The 19,525-nt window shown below is 28.3% G+C and carries 17 protein-coding genes; 6 read left to right on the top strand and 11 right to left on the bottom strand.

What is annotated here, in order from left to right; genetic code table 11:
- Positions 1–27: 27 nt before the first annotated feature.
- Complete coding sequence (gene nagA / locus CM240_RS03995; protein WP_044036672.1) at positions 28–1,170, top strand: N-acetylglucosamine-6-phosphate deacetylase; 1,143 nt, start codon at positions 28–30, stop codon at positions 1,168–1,170.
- 341 nt (positions 1,171–1,511) lie between these two features.
- Here nagA and CM240_RS03990 read toward each other — a convergent pair whose 3' ends face one another.
- The 3 genes from CM240_RS03990 to CM240_RS03980 form a co-directional block, all read right to left on the bottom strand.
- A complete protein-coding gene (locus tag CM240_RS03990; protein WP_044036670.1) occupies positions 1,512–2,471 on the bottom strand; it encodes a ribonuclease H family protein in 960 nt (319 codons plus the stop codon).
- A gap of 51 nt (positions 2,472–2,522) precedes the next feature.
- A complete protein-coding gene (locus CM240_RS16730; protein ID WP_051483675.1) occupies positions 2,523–3,761 on the bottom strand; it encodes a sensor histidine kinase in 1,239 nt (412 codons plus the stop codon).
- 196 nt (positions 3,762–3,957) lie between these two features.
- Entirely contained in the window at positions 3,958–6,075 is a 2,118-nt protein-coding gene (locus tag CM240_RS03980) for a methyl-accepting chemotaxis protein (protein WP_044036668.1), read from the bottom strand.
- A gap of 247 nt (positions 6,076–6,322) precedes the next feature.
- On the opposite strand from CM240_RS03980, the gene CM240_RS03975 reads away from it, so the two are divergent.
- The 3 genes from CM240_RS03975 (at position 6,323) to CM240_RS03965 (ending at position 8,316) form a co-directional block, all read left to right on the top strand.
- Positions 6,323–6,769 carry a YaiI/YqxD family protein gene (locus tag CM240_RS03975; protein ID WP_044036666.1) on the top strand — a complete coding sequence of 149 codons (447 nt, stop codon included), beginning with the start codon at positions 6,323–6,325 and terminating at the stop codon, positions 6,767–6,769.
- 66 nt (positions 6,770–6,835) lie between these two features.
- Positions 6,836–8,035, top strand: coding sequence for a threonine ammonia-lyase (ilvA, locus tag CM240_RS03970; protein ID WP_044036664.1), 1,200 nt, complete (start codon positions 6,836–6,838; stop codon positions 8,033–8,035).
- Positions 8,036–8,061: 26 nt separating this feature from the next.
- On the top strand, positions 8,062–8,316 hold the full coding sequence (locus tag CM240_RS03965) for a GIY-YIG nuclease family protein (protein WP_044036662.1): 255 nt from the start codon (positions 8,062–8,064) through the stop codon (positions 8,314–8,316).
- A 110-nt stretch (positions 8,317–8,426) separates the two neighbouring features.
- Here CM240_RS03965 and CM240_RS03960 read toward each other — a convergent pair whose 3' ends face one another.
- The 6 genes from CM240_RS03960 to CM240_RS03930 all read right to left on the bottom strand — a co-directional run bounded on the left by CM240_RS03960 (position 8,427) and on the right by CM240_RS03930 (position 15,241).
- Positions 8,427–9,542, bottom strand: coding sequence for a ribose-phosphate pyrophosphokinase (locus tag CM240_RS03960; RefSeq protein WP_044036660.1), 1,116 nt, complete (start codon positions 9,540–9,542; stop codon positions 8,427–8,429).
- Positions 9,543–9,730: 188 nt separating this feature from the next.
- Positions 9,731–10,801: a hypothetical protein gene (locus CM240_RS03955; protein WP_044036658.1), complete on the bottom strand. Its 1,071-nt coding sequence runs from the start codon at positions 10,799–10,801 to the stop codon at positions 9,731–9,733.
- Positions 10,794–11,492 (bottom strand): DUF1700 domain-containing protein, encoded by a 699-nt coding sequence (locus tag CM240_RS03950; protein ID WP_044036656.1) that lies wholly within the window; start codon positions 11,490–11,492, stop codon positions 10,794–10,796. Before CM240_RS03950 ends, CM240_RS03955 begins: the two co-directional genes overlap by 8 nt.
- A complete protein-coding gene (locus tag CM240_RS03945; protein WP_044036655.1) occupies positions 11,485–11,817 on the bottom strand; it encodes a PadR family transcriptional regulator in 333 nt (110 codons plus the stop codon). The genes CM240_RS03950 and CM240_RS03945 overlap by 8 nt, the downstream gene beginning before the upstream one ends.
- Positions 11,818–12,185: 368 nt before the next feature.
- A complete protein-coding gene (locus CM240_RS03940) occupies positions 12,186–12,959 on the bottom strand; it encodes a response regulator (RefSeq protein WP_044036653.1) in 774 nt (257 codons plus the stop codon).
- A gap of 254 nt (positions 12,960–13,213) precedes the next feature.
- Entirely contained in the window at positions 13,214–15,241 is a 2,028-nt protein-coding gene (locus tag CM240_RS03930; RefSeq protein WP_044036649.1) for a sodium-translocating pyrophosphatase, read from the bottom strand.
- 182 nt (positions 15,242–15,423) lie between these two features.
- Here CM240_RS03930 and CM240_RS17200 point away from each other — a divergent pair, with 182 nt between their 5' ends.
- Complete coding sequence (locus CM240_RS17200; protein WP_084485368.1) at positions 15,424–15,576, top strand: AgrD family cyclic lactone autoinducer peptide; 153 nt, start codon at positions 15,424–15,426, stop codon at positions 15,574–15,576.
- An 82-nt stretch (positions 15,577–15,658) separates the two neighbouring features.
- Positions 15,659–16,270, top strand: a complete 612-nt coding sequence (locus CM240_RS16725) for an accessory gene regulator B family protein (protein ID WP_051483674.1) — start codon at positions 15,659–15,661, stop codon at positions 16,268–16,270.
- 37 nt (positions 16,271–16,307) lie between these two features.
- Here the strand turns inward: CM240_RS16725 and recQ are convergent, their stop codons facing one another.
- Positions 16,308–18,722: a DNA helicase RecQ gene (gene recQ, locus CM240_RS03920; RefSeq protein ID WP_044036648.1), complete on the bottom strand. Its 2,415-nt coding sequence runs from the start codon at positions 18,720–18,722 to the stop codon at positions 16,308–16,310.
- 67 nt (positions 18,723–18,789) lie between these two features.
- On the bottom strand, positions 18,790–19,443 hold the full coding sequence (locus tag CM240_RS03915; protein WP_044036647.1) for an FMN-dependent NADH-azoreductase: 654 nt from the start codon (positions 19,441–19,443) through the stop codon (positions 18,790–18,792).
- Between the last annotated feature and the right edge of the window lie 82 nt (positions 19,444–19,525).

Genomic DNA, 19,525 nt, shown 5'->3' with positions numbered 1-19,525 from the left:
ATATTTTTCTCATAAAGGGTGTTTTTAATGCGTGGAATAATTAATGGAAAAATTATATTAGAAAATACTATATTAGAAAATCATATTTTACTCTTTGATAAAAAAATTATAGATATACTTCCTATAAACGCTGTATCTAATTTAAATGATATTGAAATAATAAATGCTAATGGAGAATTTGTCTCTCCTGGATTTATTGATATCCATATCCATGGTACTAATAATTACGATACTATGGATGGAACCTCTGAAGCTTTAAATGTAATAAGTAAAACTATATGTAAAAATGGTGTAACTTCTTTTTTACCTGCTACTATGACTATGGATAAGGAATCAATATATAAAGCATTAGATAATATAAGAAATTCTATGACTTCCTTTTTACCTGGAAGTGAAATTCTCGGTGCTCACTTAGAGGGCCCTTTTATAAATGAAAAATTTAAAGGTGCTCAACAATCAAAACACATAATCAAACCTTCTATTGATTTTATAGAAAATTATATAGATATAATAAAAATTATAACTTTAGCCCCTGAAATTGATAATGGTAAAGATTTTATAAAACATGTAATAAATAATTATAATATAAAAATATCTATAGGACATTCTGCTGCATCTTATGAGGAAACTATGGAAGGAATAAATCTCGGGATCACTGGATGCACACATACTTTTAATGCCATGCCTCCAATGCTAAACAGAAATCCCTCTATCTTAGGTGCAGCTTTTAATAGCGATATTTATTGTGAACTAATAGCAGATACAATACATGTTTCTCCATATATGTTTTCTGTATTATTAAAAATTAAAGGTGCTGATAAAATAATATTAATAACGGATAGTATGAGAGCAGCTTCTTCTACTAATGAAATTTCTGAACTTGGTGGTCAAACAGTATATTTAAAAGATAATTCTGCAAGATTAGAAGATGGTACCTTAGCTGGAAGTATATTGACTTTGAATACCGCAGTAAAAAACTTTTTAAATAATACCTCAATATCTATCAATGATGTTATTAAAATGGTAACAATAAATCCAGCTAAATATCTAGACTTACATGATAGAGGAAATCTTAAAAAAGGTAGTTTTGCAAATATCACTATATTTAATAAAGACATTGACATACTACATACAATAGTTAAAGGAAAATCTGTATTCTATAAAAAATGAGATTGTCAAATTAACAGACGAAAATTTGTGAGCGATAGTTCCTTTTATTATGGCACAGGTAAGGTGAAAATTCCTATTTATGAGGAATTTTATTATAGTCCTACGGACAGCTAGTGTATTTTATTGGAGAGATACAGTTTTACCACTACTTAACTAGAACAGGTACTAATATAAACTTAACTCTCTCTATATAATCCTATGCAAATATATATTCAAAGCTTCATTAAAGTGCAACTTTCATGATCTTTCTGTAACGACTTTTATATCAATTTCAACCTAAGCAAGAAACATAATCTGATTTAAAAAGCTGCCACACCCTTCGCGCGACAGCTCCATTAATATTACATTTCTCTTCTTATATTTTCTATTTCTCTTATTGAAACTTTAGTATAGTTTTCAATCATTTCTATTGGAAGTTCTGAATTTAACATATTTATGATTATTGCTTTTCTTTCTTCCATTCTTCCTAATAATCTTTCAGTGCTTATCTCCTCTTCCATCTCTATATTATCAACATTAGTAGCATTTTCTCCACTATTTGTTTCGTTAATAACTATAAGATTTTTAACTCCTCTAGGCGCAATAGTTGATATTTGTTTTTTAACCGTATCATCGTATACTCTTAGTACATTTCTACTAAGCCAACTTTCCACTACCTTTTCTGACGGAATTCCCAATTCTTCTTTACACTTTTCATCCACTAACTCATTGAAAAAATCTCCAGTATGACTATCTACCTTAACAAATACAACTTTTATTCCTGCTGCCATTAAAGCTTGCATCTTATTATAATATTCTATAGAAGATTTATCTTTTCTCTCCCATAATCCAGTAGCATGATTTGCTATTCCTATGTAGTCATGGAATATCACTACTTGACTTTTACCAAGAGTCAATGCATATTCTACTCCTCTTATAGCTCCTTCTAATTCCCCTGCAATCTGTCTTATGTTAGCTTCCTCATTACTTTTACTGTATCCTGATTCTATATGTAAAACTACGTCATTTTCTACGGCGACCATTCCATAGGAATACTCTTCTGTAGATACATTGTAACTACCATCCACATAAATATGTAATCCATCTTTAGGATAATCATTTTCCTTTTTATTTAAAACATCTCCGCTATCACTAATAAATCTTTTTGCATCTTCAATATTTTCAAAACTTTTATATTTTGCTCCTTTAACTCCTGTAACATATCTTTGACACTCTGCCCAAGTATTAACTATTACATTAACTATTTTTTTATTATTTTCTTTATCGAAACCTTCCTTTATAGCATATACCTTTTTTGCCATATTCTATTTCTCCTATCTTAACTTATAACTATATTATTACCATATCTATAATTATAAATCAGAAAGCTCTATTTTCACACTGCTTTTTCCATCAGCTATAATACCTTTGCTGTACACAGTATCATCTTCACTTTCCACAATAGTTTTAGGAAAAGTAACTGTAAACTTACTTCCTTCCCCTTCAACACTTTCTACCTCTATTTTACCTTTATGTAATTCTACTAAGGACTTTACCATGTACAGTCCAATGCCACTTCCCTCTACATCTCTTATAAAAGATTTATTTATCTGCATAAATCTTTGGAAAATATATTTTATCTTCTCTTGCGCAATGCCTATACCAGTATCTATAACTTCTATAACTACATTATCATTTCTAACTAATAAGTTTACAAAAATCTCACCATTCTCTTTATTATATTTAATTGCATTTGAAATTAAGTTTAAGATAATTTTTTCATATTTATCAATATCTAAAGCCACCTTTAACTCTTCTACTTCTGTATCAAATATAATCTTTATCTTATAATTGTTTGCATATGATATACAGGAATCCACTAAATCTTCAGTAACTTGAACTATATCATAATTGGAATAATTCATCTCTGCACTTCCTGTATCTATTTTTGTAGATTCAATAAGATTATCCACTAATCTCAATAATCTATAAGAATTTCGTTTTATTATTTTAATAGTTTCAGACATAACCGTATCTGCTGTACCTTTATTCTGATGAACTTCTAACAATTGTGCTGTGCTCAATAACACATTAATAGGCGTCTTAAATTCATGAGATAAATTCCCAAAAAACTCATTTTTCAATCTTTCTCTTTCAGTATTTTCATAACTTAAAAATCTCTCTGTTATATCAGTAATTACAATAACTAACTTACCTTCTATATTTTTTATCATTCTAACTTCTACATTTCTTATATTCCCATCTTTATTAGTAAGCTCAAGTTCTTGGTATTCAGATTTGTTTCTTAATTGTCCATAATTTAATGAATTATCAAAAACAGTATTCAGTTTTTCGATACTCATATCTTTTACAGAATTAACTTCAAAAAAATCTAATCCATATTGATTTATATATACTATTTTTTCGTTTTCTAATATTAATATTGCTTCAGGTAATACCTTAATTAATTCTTTATATTCATTTTCTGCTTCCAATAATTTTTGTTCTGTATCTTTCATCTTCTTTAGACTTTTAATAACATGTATTACCACTATTAAAACTATTAAAACTATCAAAATTTCAATTGTATGAATTAATACTTTATGTAACATATCCTCATTATCCTTACCTATATTAGATATTTTCTTATTATATTAAGTCCCTTATTTCTATAAAATATTTACACCAATAATTATATCATCTTTTTACTATTCCATCAAAAAATAACAATATTTTTGTTTGTTTTTTACATCTATCGCTTATATTCAATTTAAAGAAGCTACATCTTACATAATGCAGCTCCTATCATTAATTTTTAAATCGTGATATTTCACTTAAAAGTTTTTCAGTACAAACTTTTGTTTTTTTAGAATTTTTCATAACACTATCTGATAGGTTAACAATTTCCTCCACTTTATCGGTAATCACCAAAGTTCCTTCAGCACCTTCTGTCGCTGCTACAGTTATCTCATCTATAGCTTGTACCATACCTTCGATATTACCTAGTAATTCACATGATACATTCTTTACACCATTAAGTAAGTTATTAAATAAATCTGCATCATCATTATAATTAATACCAGTAGATAAAAGTTTTTGGTAGTCAGGAATAACTTGATTATCAATAAAATTTATTACCTCTAATGAACTCTTCTTTAACCCTTCCACTGATTCTATAACAATATTAGTTATACCTTGAATCTCTTTTACATTATTTCTTGAAATATCAGCTAACTCTTTAATTTCATTAGCTACTACACCAAATCCTTTACCTGCCTCTCCAGCACGTGACGCTTCTATTGCGGCATTTAAAGATAATAAATTAGTTTGTTCCGCTATTTCTAATATTCCTTTAGTTAAAACATTTATTTTCTCAACAGATTTTGATTTTTCTAAAGCTATTTGTAAATTAGTACTAAGCTTTCTTCTTACTTCTTTTGCATTTTTTTCTAATTCGATAGCATCTGCTTTAAGATTAGATGCTTTATCAGCAATTGTAATTGATGATTTTACACCATTTTCAGCTTCTTTAACAACATCATTGATATCTCTCTTCATTTCCATTGAAGATGCATTTACTTCTTCTGTAGAAGCTGCTGTTTCTTCCATTCCAGCTGCTATTTCTTCTGTTGTTAATGATACATCCTCAATCTTTTCTTTTAAAGTTTCTATTTGAACATCAGTGTTTTCAATAGACTCTGCTACTATATTACACTCATTTTGAATATTATTAACAATGTTTCTAAGCGTTTCTTGCATAACATTCATACTTCTCATCATATTTCCAATCTCATCATTAGATTTTAGCATAGCTACATCTATTTCCTTTGTTAAGTCTCCATTAGATAAAGTATTTAAATGATTTTCTGCATATTTTATTCTCTTAACTACTTTATTAATAATAAATATAATAAAAAGTATAGTTATTATTAAGAAAATTATAGCCTTTATATAAACGGACACAATTTCTTTTTTTACATTTTCTATAATATTATCTTTAGGAATAGTCGAACATAACTTCCAACCTAGCTTTTCTCCATCTATTTTAATATCCGAAGTTATTTCTAGCACTTTTCCGTCTATGGAATCTGAATCTAAATATTCATTTATATCTTTTTCATTATTTGTAGCTTGCGTAACTGTTACCCATGGTTCACCTAACTCTCTAGCGTCTTTCATTATTGATTCTGGACTTTCAGTATTAGCAACAAAAATACCTTCTTCTGATAAAAGCTGAGCTGTACCTCCAATAGGATTCATAGTTTCAATCAACTCTTGGAAAATATTAATTTCTATATCTAAAGATACTACTCCTAAAACAATATTATCATTACTTAATATTGGTACTGATAATGTTACTAAGTTAACCTCGTTTCCATCAATAGAATATTGTTTTGGATCTGAAATATAAGTTTTTCTACTTATTCTTGGATTAGTATACCATTCACTATCTGGTTTCGATGACTTAGATTGTAAAACCTTATATCCATCACCATTTCTTATAACATAGCTTTGTAACTCCCCATTAGATCCTGCACCTTCTTTTCCTACATATGCAGCATCATCACCATCAAAATTATTAGCCTCAAATGTAACTGCCACTCCATATAAATTAGAATAATTTTCTAATAATTGCTTCTGAATTTCTATTATTGAGTTTCTATCCTTTTTACCTGATCTCATCTCTTGTTCTATAAAGCTTTTTAAAGTTTTACTTATATTTTCTAGACTCTTTATTTCCGTTCCAATTTGATCACTATATACTGAAATCATATCCTTAGCAGTAGTCTCCGCCTTACTGATACTATCATTATATTGTCCCATCAAAACCGATGTAAAAATAGTTGCGTAACTTATTATTAATATAATAGAAACAGCTAAACTGATTTTTAAACTTAACATTAATTTGAACTTCCGCTTTTTCATAACATCCCCCACACTTATTTCAAAAATAAAAAAATAATTTTCGAATCCTCCCCATATTATGTAAAATAAACGTATTTTATATTTTTATTTTACATTTTTATGTAATAAAATTCAAATTCCCTTATATTTATATAGTAACACTTTATGTAAATGTTGTCACATATTAATTTTATATAAAAAATTTTTTGTTATATTCTCTAATTAAAGTTTATAATAATATTAATATAATCTTGAAAGGGGGATTTTAGTGAAAGTATTAGTAGATGCAGATGCATGTCCTGTAAAAAATATAATAATAGAATTATGTTCTACTAAAAATATTCCTGTAATTCTTTTTGTAGATACAAGTCACATAATATCTTCTCCACAATGCCAAGTTATAACTGTTGATAAAGGACGTGATTCTGTAGATATAGCACTGATGAATAAAACATTAAAAAATGACATTGTTGTAACTCAAGATTATGGTGTTGCAGCCATGGCATTAGGACGTGGTGCCCATGCCATTAATGAAAAAGGATTGATTTATACTAATGAAAATATTGATATGCTACTTTTTCAAAGACACATGGGGCAAAAAGCTAGGAGGGCTGGAAAAAGAGTATCGGTAACAAAAAAGAGAACTCTAGAAGATGATATTAAATTTAAAAATAGTTTTTTGAAACTAATAGATAAATATTTTAATTTTGTATAACTATCCAATAACAGTAATATAGTGATATAATATAACTAAATTTTATTTTTTTTGGGGGGCTGAAAAATGCATTTAGATAAAATAAAGATGGCACGTGAAAATATTAAGGATATTATTGAAAAAACTCCTTTAATGCACAGTAACGTTTTTTCTAAAGAATGTGGAAATGATGTATATATGAAATGTGAAAATTTACAAATCACTGGAGCATACAAATTACGTGGAGCTTTAAATAAAATTACAACTCTTACAGATGAACAAAAAAGTAAAGGAGTTGTATGCTCTTCAGCAGGAAATCACGCTCAAGGAGTTGCTTATGCTTCTAACTTATTCGGTATTAAATCCAAGATAGTTATGCCTAAAACTACTCCTTTAATAAAAGTGAAGTCTACAAAAGACTTTGGTGGAAATGTAGTTCTTCATGGAAATGTATATGATGATGCATATAATGAAGCAAGGAGAATTGAAAAGGAAGATGGATCTGTATTTATACATCCTTTTAATGACTTAGATGTAATGTATGGACAAGGGACTATTGCTTTAGAAATCTTTGAAGACCTTGCAGATGTTGATATTATAGTATGTCCTATCGGTGGTGGTGGACTAATAAGCGGGATTTCTCTTGCCGCAAAAGAATTAAATCCTAACATTAAAATTATTGGTGTACAAGCTGAAGGTGCTAATGCTATGTACCAATCTTTTAATTCTGGTGAACTTAAAACATTAGACACTGTTAATACTATTGCTGATGGTATTGCAGTAAAAATTCCTGGAGACAAAACTTTTGAAATTATAAAAGATTATGTTGATGAAATTATAACTGTTTCTGATGCAGAAATTGCTGATAGCTTTATTGTTCTTACTGAAAAACATAAACTTTTAGCTGAAGCTTCTGGTGCAGCTTCTCTAGCTGCATTAAAGAAATTAAAAGTTAAAGGTAAAAAAGTAGTTTCTGTAATAAGTGGTGGAAATATAGATATGGTTACTATATCTTCTCTTATCAATAGTGGTCTTGTTTCTAGAGGAAGACTATTCTGCTTTAGCGTTGAATTACCTGATAATCCTGGACAATTACTTGCAATCTCTAATTTACTAACAAAAGCAAATGCTAATGTTATTCAGTTAGAGCACAATCAATTTAAAGCAATTGATAGACTTAAAAATGTTGTCCTAGAAGTAACTGTAGAAACTAATGGATTCCAACATATCGATACAATTAAGTCCCTTCTTACTGAAGGCGGATATTCATTTAAACAAATATACTAATTATATTTTTAACTAAGGATGATTTTATGTGTTATGTATATATATTGCAATGTTCTGATGATACTTTGTATACTGGCTGGACAAATAATTTAGAAAAAAGAATCGCTACTCATAATAGTGGTAAAGGTGCTAAATATACCAGAAATAGGTTACCAGTAAAATTAGCTTATTACGAAACCTTTGATGATAAATCATCAGCACTTAAACGTGAGTATGCTATAAAAAAATTACCAAGACATAAGAAATTAGATTTAGTTCAAACTATGAATATTTCATTTTAAAAGAACTCCTTCTGGCAAATAAATTAGTTATCGCCAAGAAGGAGTTCTTTTTACTTAACATTATCAATAAGTATATCTAATTCTTTTTAAAATTAACCTTATTTTGAAAGTTATTCTCTTTCATTTAAAAGTTTAGTAATTACTCTTGTTGCATCTAAATAAGGAGCTATACTTGTATTTTTATTTAACTTATCTAATATTACAGAGATAAGTTCTGACATATCAACTTCTTTAAACCACGGTGCATTTTTAACTGAATCTGAAATATATGTTAAATTAGTTGAATATACTCTACTTATTAACCCTTCTTCATAAAATCTTTCGATTTTTTCAGTTCCTTCTGTGAAAAATGCAAACGTAGCAGCTACATATACATTTCTTGCTTTTCTCTTTTTAAGTTCTTGAGCTATATCGAAAACAGATTCTCCAGATGCGATCATATCATCAACAATAAGAACATCTCTTCCTTCAACATCTCTTCCCATATACTCATGTTTAACTATAGGATTTTTACCATTTACTATAGTAGAGTGATCTCTTCTCTTATAGAATAGACCTACATCTACTCCAAGTACACTTGAATAATAAATAGCTCTATCCATTGCTCCAGTATCTGGACTAATAACTAACATGCTATCTTTATTGATATCAAGATCTTTTTCTTCTCTTATTATTGTTTTAACTATATCATATGTTGGATATAAATTTTCAAAAGATAATAGTGGTATAGCATTTTGTACATTTGGATCATGAACGTCAAAAGTAAGAATTTCTTGAACTCCTAATCTTTCTAATTCTTGAAGTGCAATAGCGCAATCTAAAGACTCTCTTCCCTTACGTCTATGTTGTCTTGATGCATATAATAAAGGCATAATAACTGTTATTCTTTTAGCTTTTCCTCTTATTGCAGATACTACCCTCTTTATATCCTGAAAATGTTCATCTGGTCCCATGTGATTTTCAAAACCAAACATTTTATATGTACAACTATAGTTTCCAACATCGCAAATAATATATATATCTTTTCCTCTTACAGTTTCAGAAAGTTTTACTTTTCCTTCACCATTAGAAAATCTAATTTCATCTGAAGAAATTAAGAAAGTCTCATCATGATCTAATCTTTTTCTTAAATGAGCATCTATCTTCTTTCCAAGTTCTTTTGAACTCTTAAGTGCTATAATCCCAAGATCAATACTATTTGTTAAGTGTCCATCACACTTAGTCATCAATAATCACTCCTTAATATGTATATGTATTATTTCGCCCTATAAAAAAACTTTTAGGCTTTCGTTTTTTCGTCTGTGAATATTATAACTCATTTATTCACAAAATTATATAAATAATTTCTAAGTAAAAAAAAGAAAATCTCTATTTACAAATTTAACATCGGTAATTTAGAGATTTTCACAATTGTTTATTCTATATCTAATTCTAAACTTGACTTTGATACATTTTCAATTTCTCCATAGTCACAAGATTTTATTATAACTTCAACGTTCCCCTTTTCTCCATTAGATAATTCCCCCTTAAATACTCCATTTTCAACTCTTCCATTAACATTTATAAGCTGTAAATTATCTGATTTAGAAGTTATATCACCATAAACACTATATTCACTAAAAGGCATATCAAAATATAATTCTCTATCAACATCTAAAATCATCTTATTTGCTAATGGAATGTAGGAATTAATTTCAAGATAACCTGCTATAATATTTATTTCTTCTGGTAACTTATCGATTTTTGCATATTCTAAGGATTTACCTTCAGAATCTATATCTACATAATTTCCTACGATATTTATTTTTTCTGCATTTATAAATTCTCTTACATCCAATTCTACATGATTACTACTATTAATATTTATATTTTTACATTGATTAAATTCTGGCAGGGATATCTCTCCAAATGAAATATTATAATTTAAATTATCTCCTAATACCTCTTCATCTCTCACCGTTAATGAAGTATATCCATTTCTATCTATATCAATATTAACTCTACTTGGTACATAGACCTCAATATAGTTACTATCTATACTTCTTCCATTTGCCAAAGCTGATATTGCTTCGTCATAAAAATTTTTTAGTAATCCATCTTTCACTCTGTCGAAATTAAAACTATCTCTTTTCCTATTTGTGTCTACTATAATTGTCTTACTGCTTTCATCATATTGATAAGTCACATCTATATCATCAAAAAAACCTTTATACTTTCTAATTGAAAAAGTATTATCTGTAGATTTTTTTATTACTATGTTTAATGATTGAGAAATCTCATTTTTTGAAACAATTTTAAGATTTTCTATTACTTTCTCCTCTTCTCCTATAGCAATATAATTTTCGGAAGACATTTTTTCATTTCTAGCATTACTTACATCTAACAATACATCTCTCGTCATATATATTCCACTAGGTATGACTCCTATTATTCCAACTGATATAAGAATAATTCCAACAATTACTGCAACCTTAGATTTACTCATCTTCTTTCACCCCACCATTAATTTCATAATTATTCTTAGCTCTTACATACATCAACTTCGTTTTAATCCACCCTATATATTTTCTAATAAATAGGATCATAAAAGAAACAATCTTTATATATAGAGTCCATCCGATTATTAGTATGCCAGTATATATAAGACCTCCAAAGAATATCGTTACTGCTATAGATGTTTTTACAGAAAATGTAGTTACAGCTGCCATATATACTAATACATTAACGATAGTTGCTACTATAGCTCCTATTCCCATTGTCATAAGTGTAACAATAATTGTGCCTACTGGAATTGCTAATATTAATGTAATAAACAATATTATTAACTTAACAGCAAAAGAAGATATCTCACCTTTTACAATAGCATCAGAATTTAAAAATTCCTTTGACTTGTTTCTAGCTTTATTAAATAATCTAAAAACATTCTTTTTTATAGTATCTACATTTTCCTTAGCATAATTTTCTTCTCCAAAGCTTCCCTTCATTTCTCTTATAAGCTCAGTTGCAACTTGCTTTGGTGATCCTAATCCCTTTGCCACCTCTTCTTCGCTTTTACCTTCTAATTTACCATTTATAAAAAACTCCTCATAATCTCTTAATATATCATCTATTTCTAAAGCACTAAAATGTCCTTTTAAATAATCTTTTAATATATCTAAAAATTCTTCTTTATTCATACATTTTCTCCTTCCTATATACCTCTAAAATAGAATTAACATCATCAACAAATTTGTCCCACTCATCAACTAAAGTCTTTAACTTTTCTTTTCCTTCTGCTGTTATTTTGTAATACTTTCTATCTGGTCCCTCTTCTGACTTTACAATATAAGTTTCAAAATTTGATTCAGCAGTAAGTCTTCTAAGGAGTGGATATATTGTACTTTCTTTAATATCCATTACTTTTGATATCGCTTCTACTACTTCATATCCATACATGTCTTTATGATTTATCATTGTTAAAACACATATCTCTATTACACCTTTTCTTAATTGTGTACTCACTGTTGTACCTCCTTCAACAACTACTACGTAATACATAGTAGATTGATACTATGTATTACATAATAGTTTATATATAAAGAATATCATACTATTGTGTAATACACAATACCCCTCTTTGAATTCACATTTCACAAAACGCAATTCACAATTAATATTAATTTTCCCCTGAGAGGAAAATATTATAGTACTGCGAACAGCAACAAAAATTGTGACATCCTTCACCACTACTTACCTATAACAGATACTAATATGCACTTTAACTATAATTGATAATTGTGAATCGTAAATTGTAAATTAAAAAGAACTATCGCTGACGAATTTTCATTCTTATTGCGATAGTCCTCTTTATTTGTGAATTATCAATTCATTTATTCTTCTGCAGATTTTAATTTCTTATTCAAAGTATAAAATCTTATATATGATTTAAGTTTTGCAATAAACAAATCTTCTTCTAACGGTTTAACTATAATATCATTAGCTCCAGAATCTAAAATTTCTGCTTGTACCTTCGGATTATGTAATCCTGTTACTGCTATTATAGTAGAATCTATATTATCTCTTCTTAACTTTCTTATTACGTCTTTACCAAATTCATCTTTTAATACTATATCTATTAAATAAATATCATACTTCTTATTTTTCTTTATCAATTCAGTACCAGTTTTAAAATAATCTATATTTTTAAGATTATATTTGCATAATATATCTTTAGCAAAAAGCATTTCAAGATGGCTATCCTCTACTACTGCAATTCGTGCCTCTTGTAAATCTTTCGCATATTGATCTTCTGCAAATGCCATATCTACATATTTTATAAATTCCTCTTTAAACTCTTCTTTAAATATATATTCTCTTATTCCTAAGTCTATTAATTTCTTTCTTTCCTCTCCCATAGAATCTCCTGTAACTACAAAAATAGGTTTCTCTGGATACTTTTCTTTAACTGTACCTACAAAATCTTCTACAGTACATCCCTCAGCGTATAAAGATGTAACTATAAGATCAACATCAAATTCATCTATTAATCCAATTGCATCATTAAAATTATTAGTATATATATATTGATAGTTATTTGATTCTAATATTTCTTTAGCTGCTTTACAAAAAAATTCACTTTGCTCAATATGTAACACTGTATACATGTTTATTCCCCCTAAAATGTGATAATTTTTATCTCCCTAAATAAATTTTATCACATTTTTCAACATTTTTCTTCTTTTAATTAAATAAAATAGAAAAAAAAACAGAAGTTTATCCTTAATAATAAGGTATAGGTTAGAAGGCACAGGGCACAAGTAAGGTATCCATGTCATATACCTATGCCTCGCTTTTACTCTATCAAACTTTATAAAAAAAGCTGCCACACTCTTCATGCAACAGCTCCATATTTATTTTATTACTTAAAAAATAAATCTACTAAAATACCTCCATGAGATGATATTAACGTTGCAAAAACCACTGAAACTATAGTCATAAGCTTAATTAGTATATTCATTGATGGCCCTGATGTATCTTTAAACGGATCTCCTACTGTATCCCCCACTACTGCAGCTTTATGGCTCTCGCTTCCACTTCCTCCATAAATTCCACCTTCAATAGCTTTTTTAGCATTATCCCAAGCTCCCCCTGCATTTGACATCATAATAGCATTTAAAACTCCTGATACTAATGCTCCTGTTATCATACCTGCTAGTGCCTCTTTTCCAAAAAACATACCTATGAATACTGGTATAACTACAGCTAATATCCCTGGCACAATCATTTCCTTTAAAGAAGCTTCTGTGGATATATCTATACATCTTTTATAATCTGGTTTAGATTTTCCCTCGAGTATCTGTTTATTCTCCTTAAATTGTCTTCTCACTTCTTCTACCATTTTATTAGCAGCACGCCCTACCGCTTGCATTGTCAATGCTCCAAAAAGATACGGTATCATAGCACCTACTAATATTCCTGTTAATGTAAGAGGATCTAATAAATCTATACTTTTTAATTGAACTACTTGTGCATAAGAGGCTAAAAGTGCTAAAGCTGTCAATGCTGCTGATCCTATAGCAAATCCTTTTCCTATAGCCGCTGTTGTATTACCTACTGAATCTAATTTATCAGTTACTTCTCTTACTTCTTTAGGTAAAGATGCCATCTCAGCTATTCCCCCTGCATTATCCGCTACTGGCCCATAAGCATCTACAGCTACTGTAATTCCTGTAGTAGCTAACATTCCCACTGCTGATAATGCTATACCATATAAACCTTGTGAACTATCAGAATTTCCTCCACAAACATAATATGAAATAAGGATTCCTATAGATATTAATATTATAGGAATTACTGTTGATTTCATTCCTACTGCCAACCCAGAAATTATATTAGTTCCCGGACCAGATTGAGATTCTCTTGCAATCTCTTTAACACTTTTATGCTCTGCGGAAGTATACACCTCTGTTATCTTTCCTATCAATATTCCTATAATTATTCCGGCAAGAACTGGTACAAAAAATTTAAGACTCCCAAAGATTACAGTAGAAAATATAGCTGTAGAAACTATCATTAATATACCAGCTATATATGTTCCTGTATTCAAAATCTTTTGAGGGTTATTACCCTTTATAGTTCTGATGATTACTACACCTATTATAGATGATAGTATTCCAAATGCAGCAACTATCATTGGAAATATACTGGTTTCATTGCCTGATGATACATTAACAAATGCACCTAAAGTTATTGCAGAAATTATAGACCCTACATATGATTCAAATAAATCTGCTCCCATTCCTGCAACATCTCCAACATTATCTCCAACATTATCAGCTATAACGGCAGGATTTCTAGGATCATCTTCTGGAATTCCAACTTCTACTTTCCCTACTAAATCAGCACCAACATCAGCGGCTTTAGTATATATTCCTCCTCCTACACGAGCAAATAAGGCTATAGATGATGCACCTAAACCAAATCCAGTAATATACTCTGTATCTAAATTAAATATTATCATCAATGCTGCTAATCCAATAATTCCAAATCCTACTACAGCCATGCCCATTACTGATCCACCAGAAAATGCAATAGTTAAGGCTTCTTTTATTCCTTTTCTAGCAGCTTCAGTTGTTCTTACATTAGCTTTCACTGCTACTCTCATTCCACAAAATCCCGCCATAATTGAAAAAAATGCTCCTAAAACAAAAGCTACTGCCGTTTTATAATGTATTGCTATAGCTATAATTATTGCTACTACCAATACAAATATCAAAATAAATTTATATTCTCTAAATAGAAATGTCATAGCTCCATCTTCAATATTCTTTGAAATTTCTTTCATTTTTTCACTTCCGACATTCTTTTTTATAATATCGAAATAAAGCAATAAAGCAAATCCAAGAGCAATACCACCTATCAATATAGATAAAATTAAATAACTCATAACTACACCTCCTATTTATAAATATACGATATGTAATCATAAAATATAATTATTTGTTATTTTTATAAAATTGTTATATTTTTTTAATAATTTATTGCATTTTTTTGAATATATGGTAATATATATATAAGGATATTTTTTACATATTATCCTAATTTTAAATATACTTAGGAGGTATTGTTATGAACATGAATAAAAATACTGTAAAAAAAGACATTGCTAAAGGAGTATCTAAAATTTCTAACAAGGTGGCTGAACAATCTGGTTTCGGTTGCTTCTGGGTTTTCTTTTACGAACCAAAGAATTTCAATAACAAAAAACTAGTTCGTAAGTAATTTTATTTAAGTATATTTATGTAGAGAATAAAATTATACATAATTCTCTACATAAATTTATTTTTCAAGAAAGGAAACTAATATGATTACATATGAAAAGATTGCTGATAAAATATCATCTAAGATAATTGATACATTAGATGATGGATCTATGGATACTGAAAAATTATCTTATGGTATTTTAGTATTTTTTATAAATATTACAAAATTAATTATTTTATTAATAGGAGCCTACTTCTTTGATGTTATGTTAGAATTTTTTATAATAATTTTCTCATTTGCAATTATGAGACTAAGCAACTTTGGACTTCATCTTAAAGGATCCCTATTCTGTACTGTAGTCTCATTTATATCATTTATAGGATCTGCATTAATATGTAAATTTCTTCATTTTGATATTTACATGATCATTATCTCCTATATAGTTTTAATTCTCTTAACATATATGTATGCCCCTGCCGATACTGAAAGTAACCCTTTATGTAATACAAAACAAAGAAAAAAATTTAAATTTCAAAGTATATGTAAATTATTGATTTTTTTCTTTATATCTCTTTTGTTTAATAATTATATGTTTGTATCATGTATAATTTTTGGTAACCTTATTTCTACAATTACTATACTACCAATAACTTATGATTTATTTAAATTATCGAAAAATAATTATGAACTTTACGAAGAGTATGAACCATAAAAAATGCTATTGCAAAGATAATTGCAATAGCATTTTTTTATATATAGTTATTTTTTATTATTACTGCTCTTATAGATTCATATTTAATATAATCCGGTAACTTCTTTTTCAATTCACTTATCTTATTAGATGACGTACTTTTTAATTCATTGATGATTAACCTCTCTTCATCTTCTGTATATAAATTACTTATATCTTCTTTTAATGGATTTTCACCATACTCTTTAATATAATCAGTAATGTACCCTAAAATTGTAGAAATTGATACTTCTATTTCCTCGGAAATATCTTTTAAATATATTCCTTCTTTCACCATATCTATAGATTTCTCTTCATTATTTCTACCATCACCGTCTATAATAACTTTTCTATGCTTCTTTTCAATCCAATTTCTCTTAATATTTTTTTCTTCAACATAAGATTTAACTGCTTCTACAAAAAATTCTCCATATTCTTTAACCTTTTTAGGTCCTACTCCAGAAATATCTTTAAATTCATCAACGGTTATTGGGTATCTTCCGCTAATTTCTTTCAAACTTTGTATACTGATTATACTTCTATCTAAAGTATTTTCTTTTAAAGCAAAGCTTTTTCTAACTTCTAATAATCTATTTAATAATTCTTTATCAGTACTAACCTCAATTATCTCATCATCTTCATTATTTACTATAATATTTATATTATTATCTTCTACATATCTCTTTATAACTTCTGAAAATCTCTCACCATATTTATCATATTTCTTTTCACCTATACCAGATATAGCAAGGAATTCTTCTTTAGTTCTTGGATATACGCTGCTCATTTCTCTAAGAGTAATATCTCCAAATATAATATATGGAGGTACTCCCTCTTCTCTAGCTATTTCTAATCTTAATTCTTTAAGTATCATCACTAATTCATTATCTTCAATAATCTTCTTATCAACAACGTATTCCTTAAATCTTACTTCCTCTTTTCCTTTTAATACAAGGATAGACTTATCGTTTAATCTTACTACAGGATAATCCCCTTCTATAAGATCTATAAATCCATGAGATACTAATGTATTTATAAATTCTTTTAGTTTTTCTCCAGTATAATCTTTCATAATTCCATAAGTAGATAACTTATCAAATCCTAAATCTAATACTCTTTTATTCTTAGAACCTCTAAGAACATCTACAATCATCTTGGTTCCAAAGCCTCTTTTCATCCTATATATACAAGATAATACTTTTTGAGCATCAATAGTTTTATCAACAATTTCTCCTTCGCTTAAACAATTACTACAATTACCGCATTCCTTATTGTATTCTTCACCAAAATAATTCAATATTCCTTTTCTATAACAATCATTGCTATAAATAAGGTCTATCATCTGTTGCAACTTCTTATATTGAATTACTTTTCTTTCTTCATTTTCTATTCCTACATCAATAAGATACTTTTGTGTATGTATATCTGATGGAGAGAATAACAATATACATTGACTCTTTTCACCATCTCTTCCTGCTCTACCAATCTCTTGATAATATCCTTCAATATTTTTAGGAATGCTATAATGTATTACATATCTTATATTAGGCTTGTCAATTCCCATACCAAAAGCGTTAGTAGCAATCATTAAGCTTACTCTATCATATATAAAATCTTCTTGATTACTCCGTCTTTCTTCATCACCTAATCCTGCATGATATCTTCCTACAGAATATCCTTTATTTTGTAACATTTCATATAAATTATCTACTTCTTTTCTTGTAGATGCATATATTATTCCACATTGGTTTCTATTTTTCTCTATATATTTTAATATGTATTCTTTTTTGTTACCACCTTTTATTATGTCTATACTTAAATTTTCTCGATCAAAACCTGTTATAAAAATCTTCGGACTATTAAGTTTCAGTAAATTTACTATATCTTGTCGTACTTCTTCAGATGCGGTAGCAGTAAAAGCTGTTATTATAGGTCTCTTATAAAGCCTATCTATAAAACTCCCAATTCTCCTATAACTTGACCTAAAATCATGTCCCCATTGCGATACACAATGTGCCTCATCAATTGCTATTTGCGAGATATCTTTCTCTGCAATTATTGCAAAAAATTCATATGATTCTAACCTTTCTGGTGCTATATATATTATTTTATATTTATCTTCTCTTATTCCTTCAATTATTTCATTAAATTCTCTAGAAGACAATGATGAATTTATATATGCCGCTTCAATTCCAATTTCCTTAATAGTATCTACTTGATCTTTCATAAGAGAAATAAGTGGAGAAATCACTATTGTTAATCCATTAAGAATAAGTGCTGGAACTTGATAACAAATAGATTTTCCTCCCCCAGTAGGCATAATTGCTAATACATCTTTCCCTTGTAAAATTGAATCTATTACTTCCTCTTGCCCTTTTCTAAATTCTCTATACCCATAATACTTTTCTAATATCTCAAATTTATTCAAAGTTATCCTCCTAAATACAATATCTTATTATAATTCTACCATAATTAATATTGCTTATTCAGGATAAGTTAATTTAATCTGCTCTCCAAATATCATATATAGAATCATCTATTTTTTCTAATGCTCTATCTATAGCCTCTTGTTTTTCTTCTTCAGTAGTTCCTGTACCATCTACTAGTAATTCTTTAAATCTTTTTATTCCCATTGCTTTTACTGTACTTTCTACATAATGAATACCTTTATTTAATATCATTCCTAATCCCCAAGGAATTTTCGCTCCTGATGATTGTATATAAAGCATTCCTCTTACTTTATCATCTAGTAATCCATCCATTTTATCTTCAGATATCTGTATTGTTTTTCCATCTTGAATAATACAATCTAAATATTCCTTTAGAGGCGCTGGAAAAGATAAACTCCACATTGGTGCCGCAATAACATATACATCAGCTTCTTTAAACTCATCACAAAGCCTAACTATCTTATGTACTTCTTCTTGATCTTCTTTACTTAATTTATTAAAAGCTTCTTCTGATACAAGGCAACTTCTTTTTTCAAAATACTTATATTCTAATCTTGGTATATGTTCCTTATATAAATCTAATTCTTTTACTTCAAATTCTGGATATCTATTTACAAATTCGTTTATAAATGCTCTAGCTACAGTCTTACTTGCTGATAATTCCTCCGGTTTGGAATTTACTGATATGTATAATAATTTTTTCATATTTATCACCTCATTAATATTATCTTAAATTGTAGATAAAATATGTATTAATCTACATGAAAATGCAACTTTCATTATCCCT

This window comes from Clostridium bornimense, assembly GCF_000577895.1.
Lineage (GTDB): Bacteria > Bacillota > Clostridia > Clostridiales > Clostridiaceae > Clostridium_AN > Clostridium_AN bornimense.
Note: the sequence above shows the minus strand (reverse complement) of the source record. Positions and strands in the feature narration are given on the sequence as shown.

Bases quoted from the DNA above. Each gene is read 5' to 3' on its own strand.
- CM240_RS17200 (WP_084485368.1), top strand. From the start codon at position 15,424: ATGAACATGAATAAAAATACTGTAAAAAAAGACATTGCTAAAGGAGTA.
- CM240_RS03980 (WP_044036668.1), bottom strand. From the start codon at position 6,075: ATGAAAAAGCGGAAGTTCAAATTAATGTTAAGTTTAAAAATCAGTTTA.
- CM240_RS03990 (WP_044036670.1), bottom strand. From the start codon at position 2,471: ATGGCAAAAAAGGTATATGCTATAAAGGAAGGTTTCGATAAAGAAAAT.
- CM240_RS03965 (WP_044036662.1), top strand. From the start codon at position 8,062: ATGTGTTATGTATATATATTGCAATGTTCTGATGATACTTTGTATACT.
- ilvA (WP_044036664.1), top strand. From the start codon at position 6,836: ATGCATTTAGATAAAATAAAGATGGCACGTGAAAATATTAAGGATATT.
- CM240_RS03930 (WP_044036649.1), bottom strand. From the start codon at position 15,241: ATGAGTTATTTAATTTTATCTATATTGATAGGTGGTATTGCTCTTGGA.
- CM240_RS03915 (WP_044036647.1), bottom strand. From the start codon at position 19,443: ATGAAAAAATTATTATACATATCAGTAAATTCCAAACCGGAGGAATTA.
- nagA (WP_044036672.1), top strand. From the start codon at position 28: ATGCGTGGAATAATTAATGGAAAAATTATATTAGAAAATACTATATTA.
- CM240_RS03955 (WP_044036658.1), bottom strand. From the start codon at position 10,801: ATGAGTAAATCTAAGGTTGCAGTAATTGTTGGAATTATTCTTATATCA.
- CM240_RS16725 (WP_051483674.1), top strand. From the start codon at position 15,659: ATGATTACATATGAAAAGATTGCTGATAAAATATCATCTAAGATAATT.
- CM240_RS16730 (WP_051483675.1), bottom strand. From the start codon at position 3,761: ATGTTACATAAAGTATTAATTCATACAATTGAAATTTTGATAGTTTTA.
- CM240_RS03940 (WP_044036653.1), bottom strand. From the start codon at position 12,959: ATGTATACAGTGTTACATATTGAGCAAAGTGAATTTTTTTGTAAAGCA.
- CM240_RS03960 (WP_044036660.1), bottom strand. From the start codon at position 9,542: ATGACTAAGTGTGATGGACACTTAACAAATAGTATTGATCTTGGGATT.
- CM240_RS03950 (WP_044036656.1), bottom strand. From the start codon at position 11,492: ATGAATAAAGAAGAATTTTTAGATATATTAAAAGATTATTTAAAAGGA.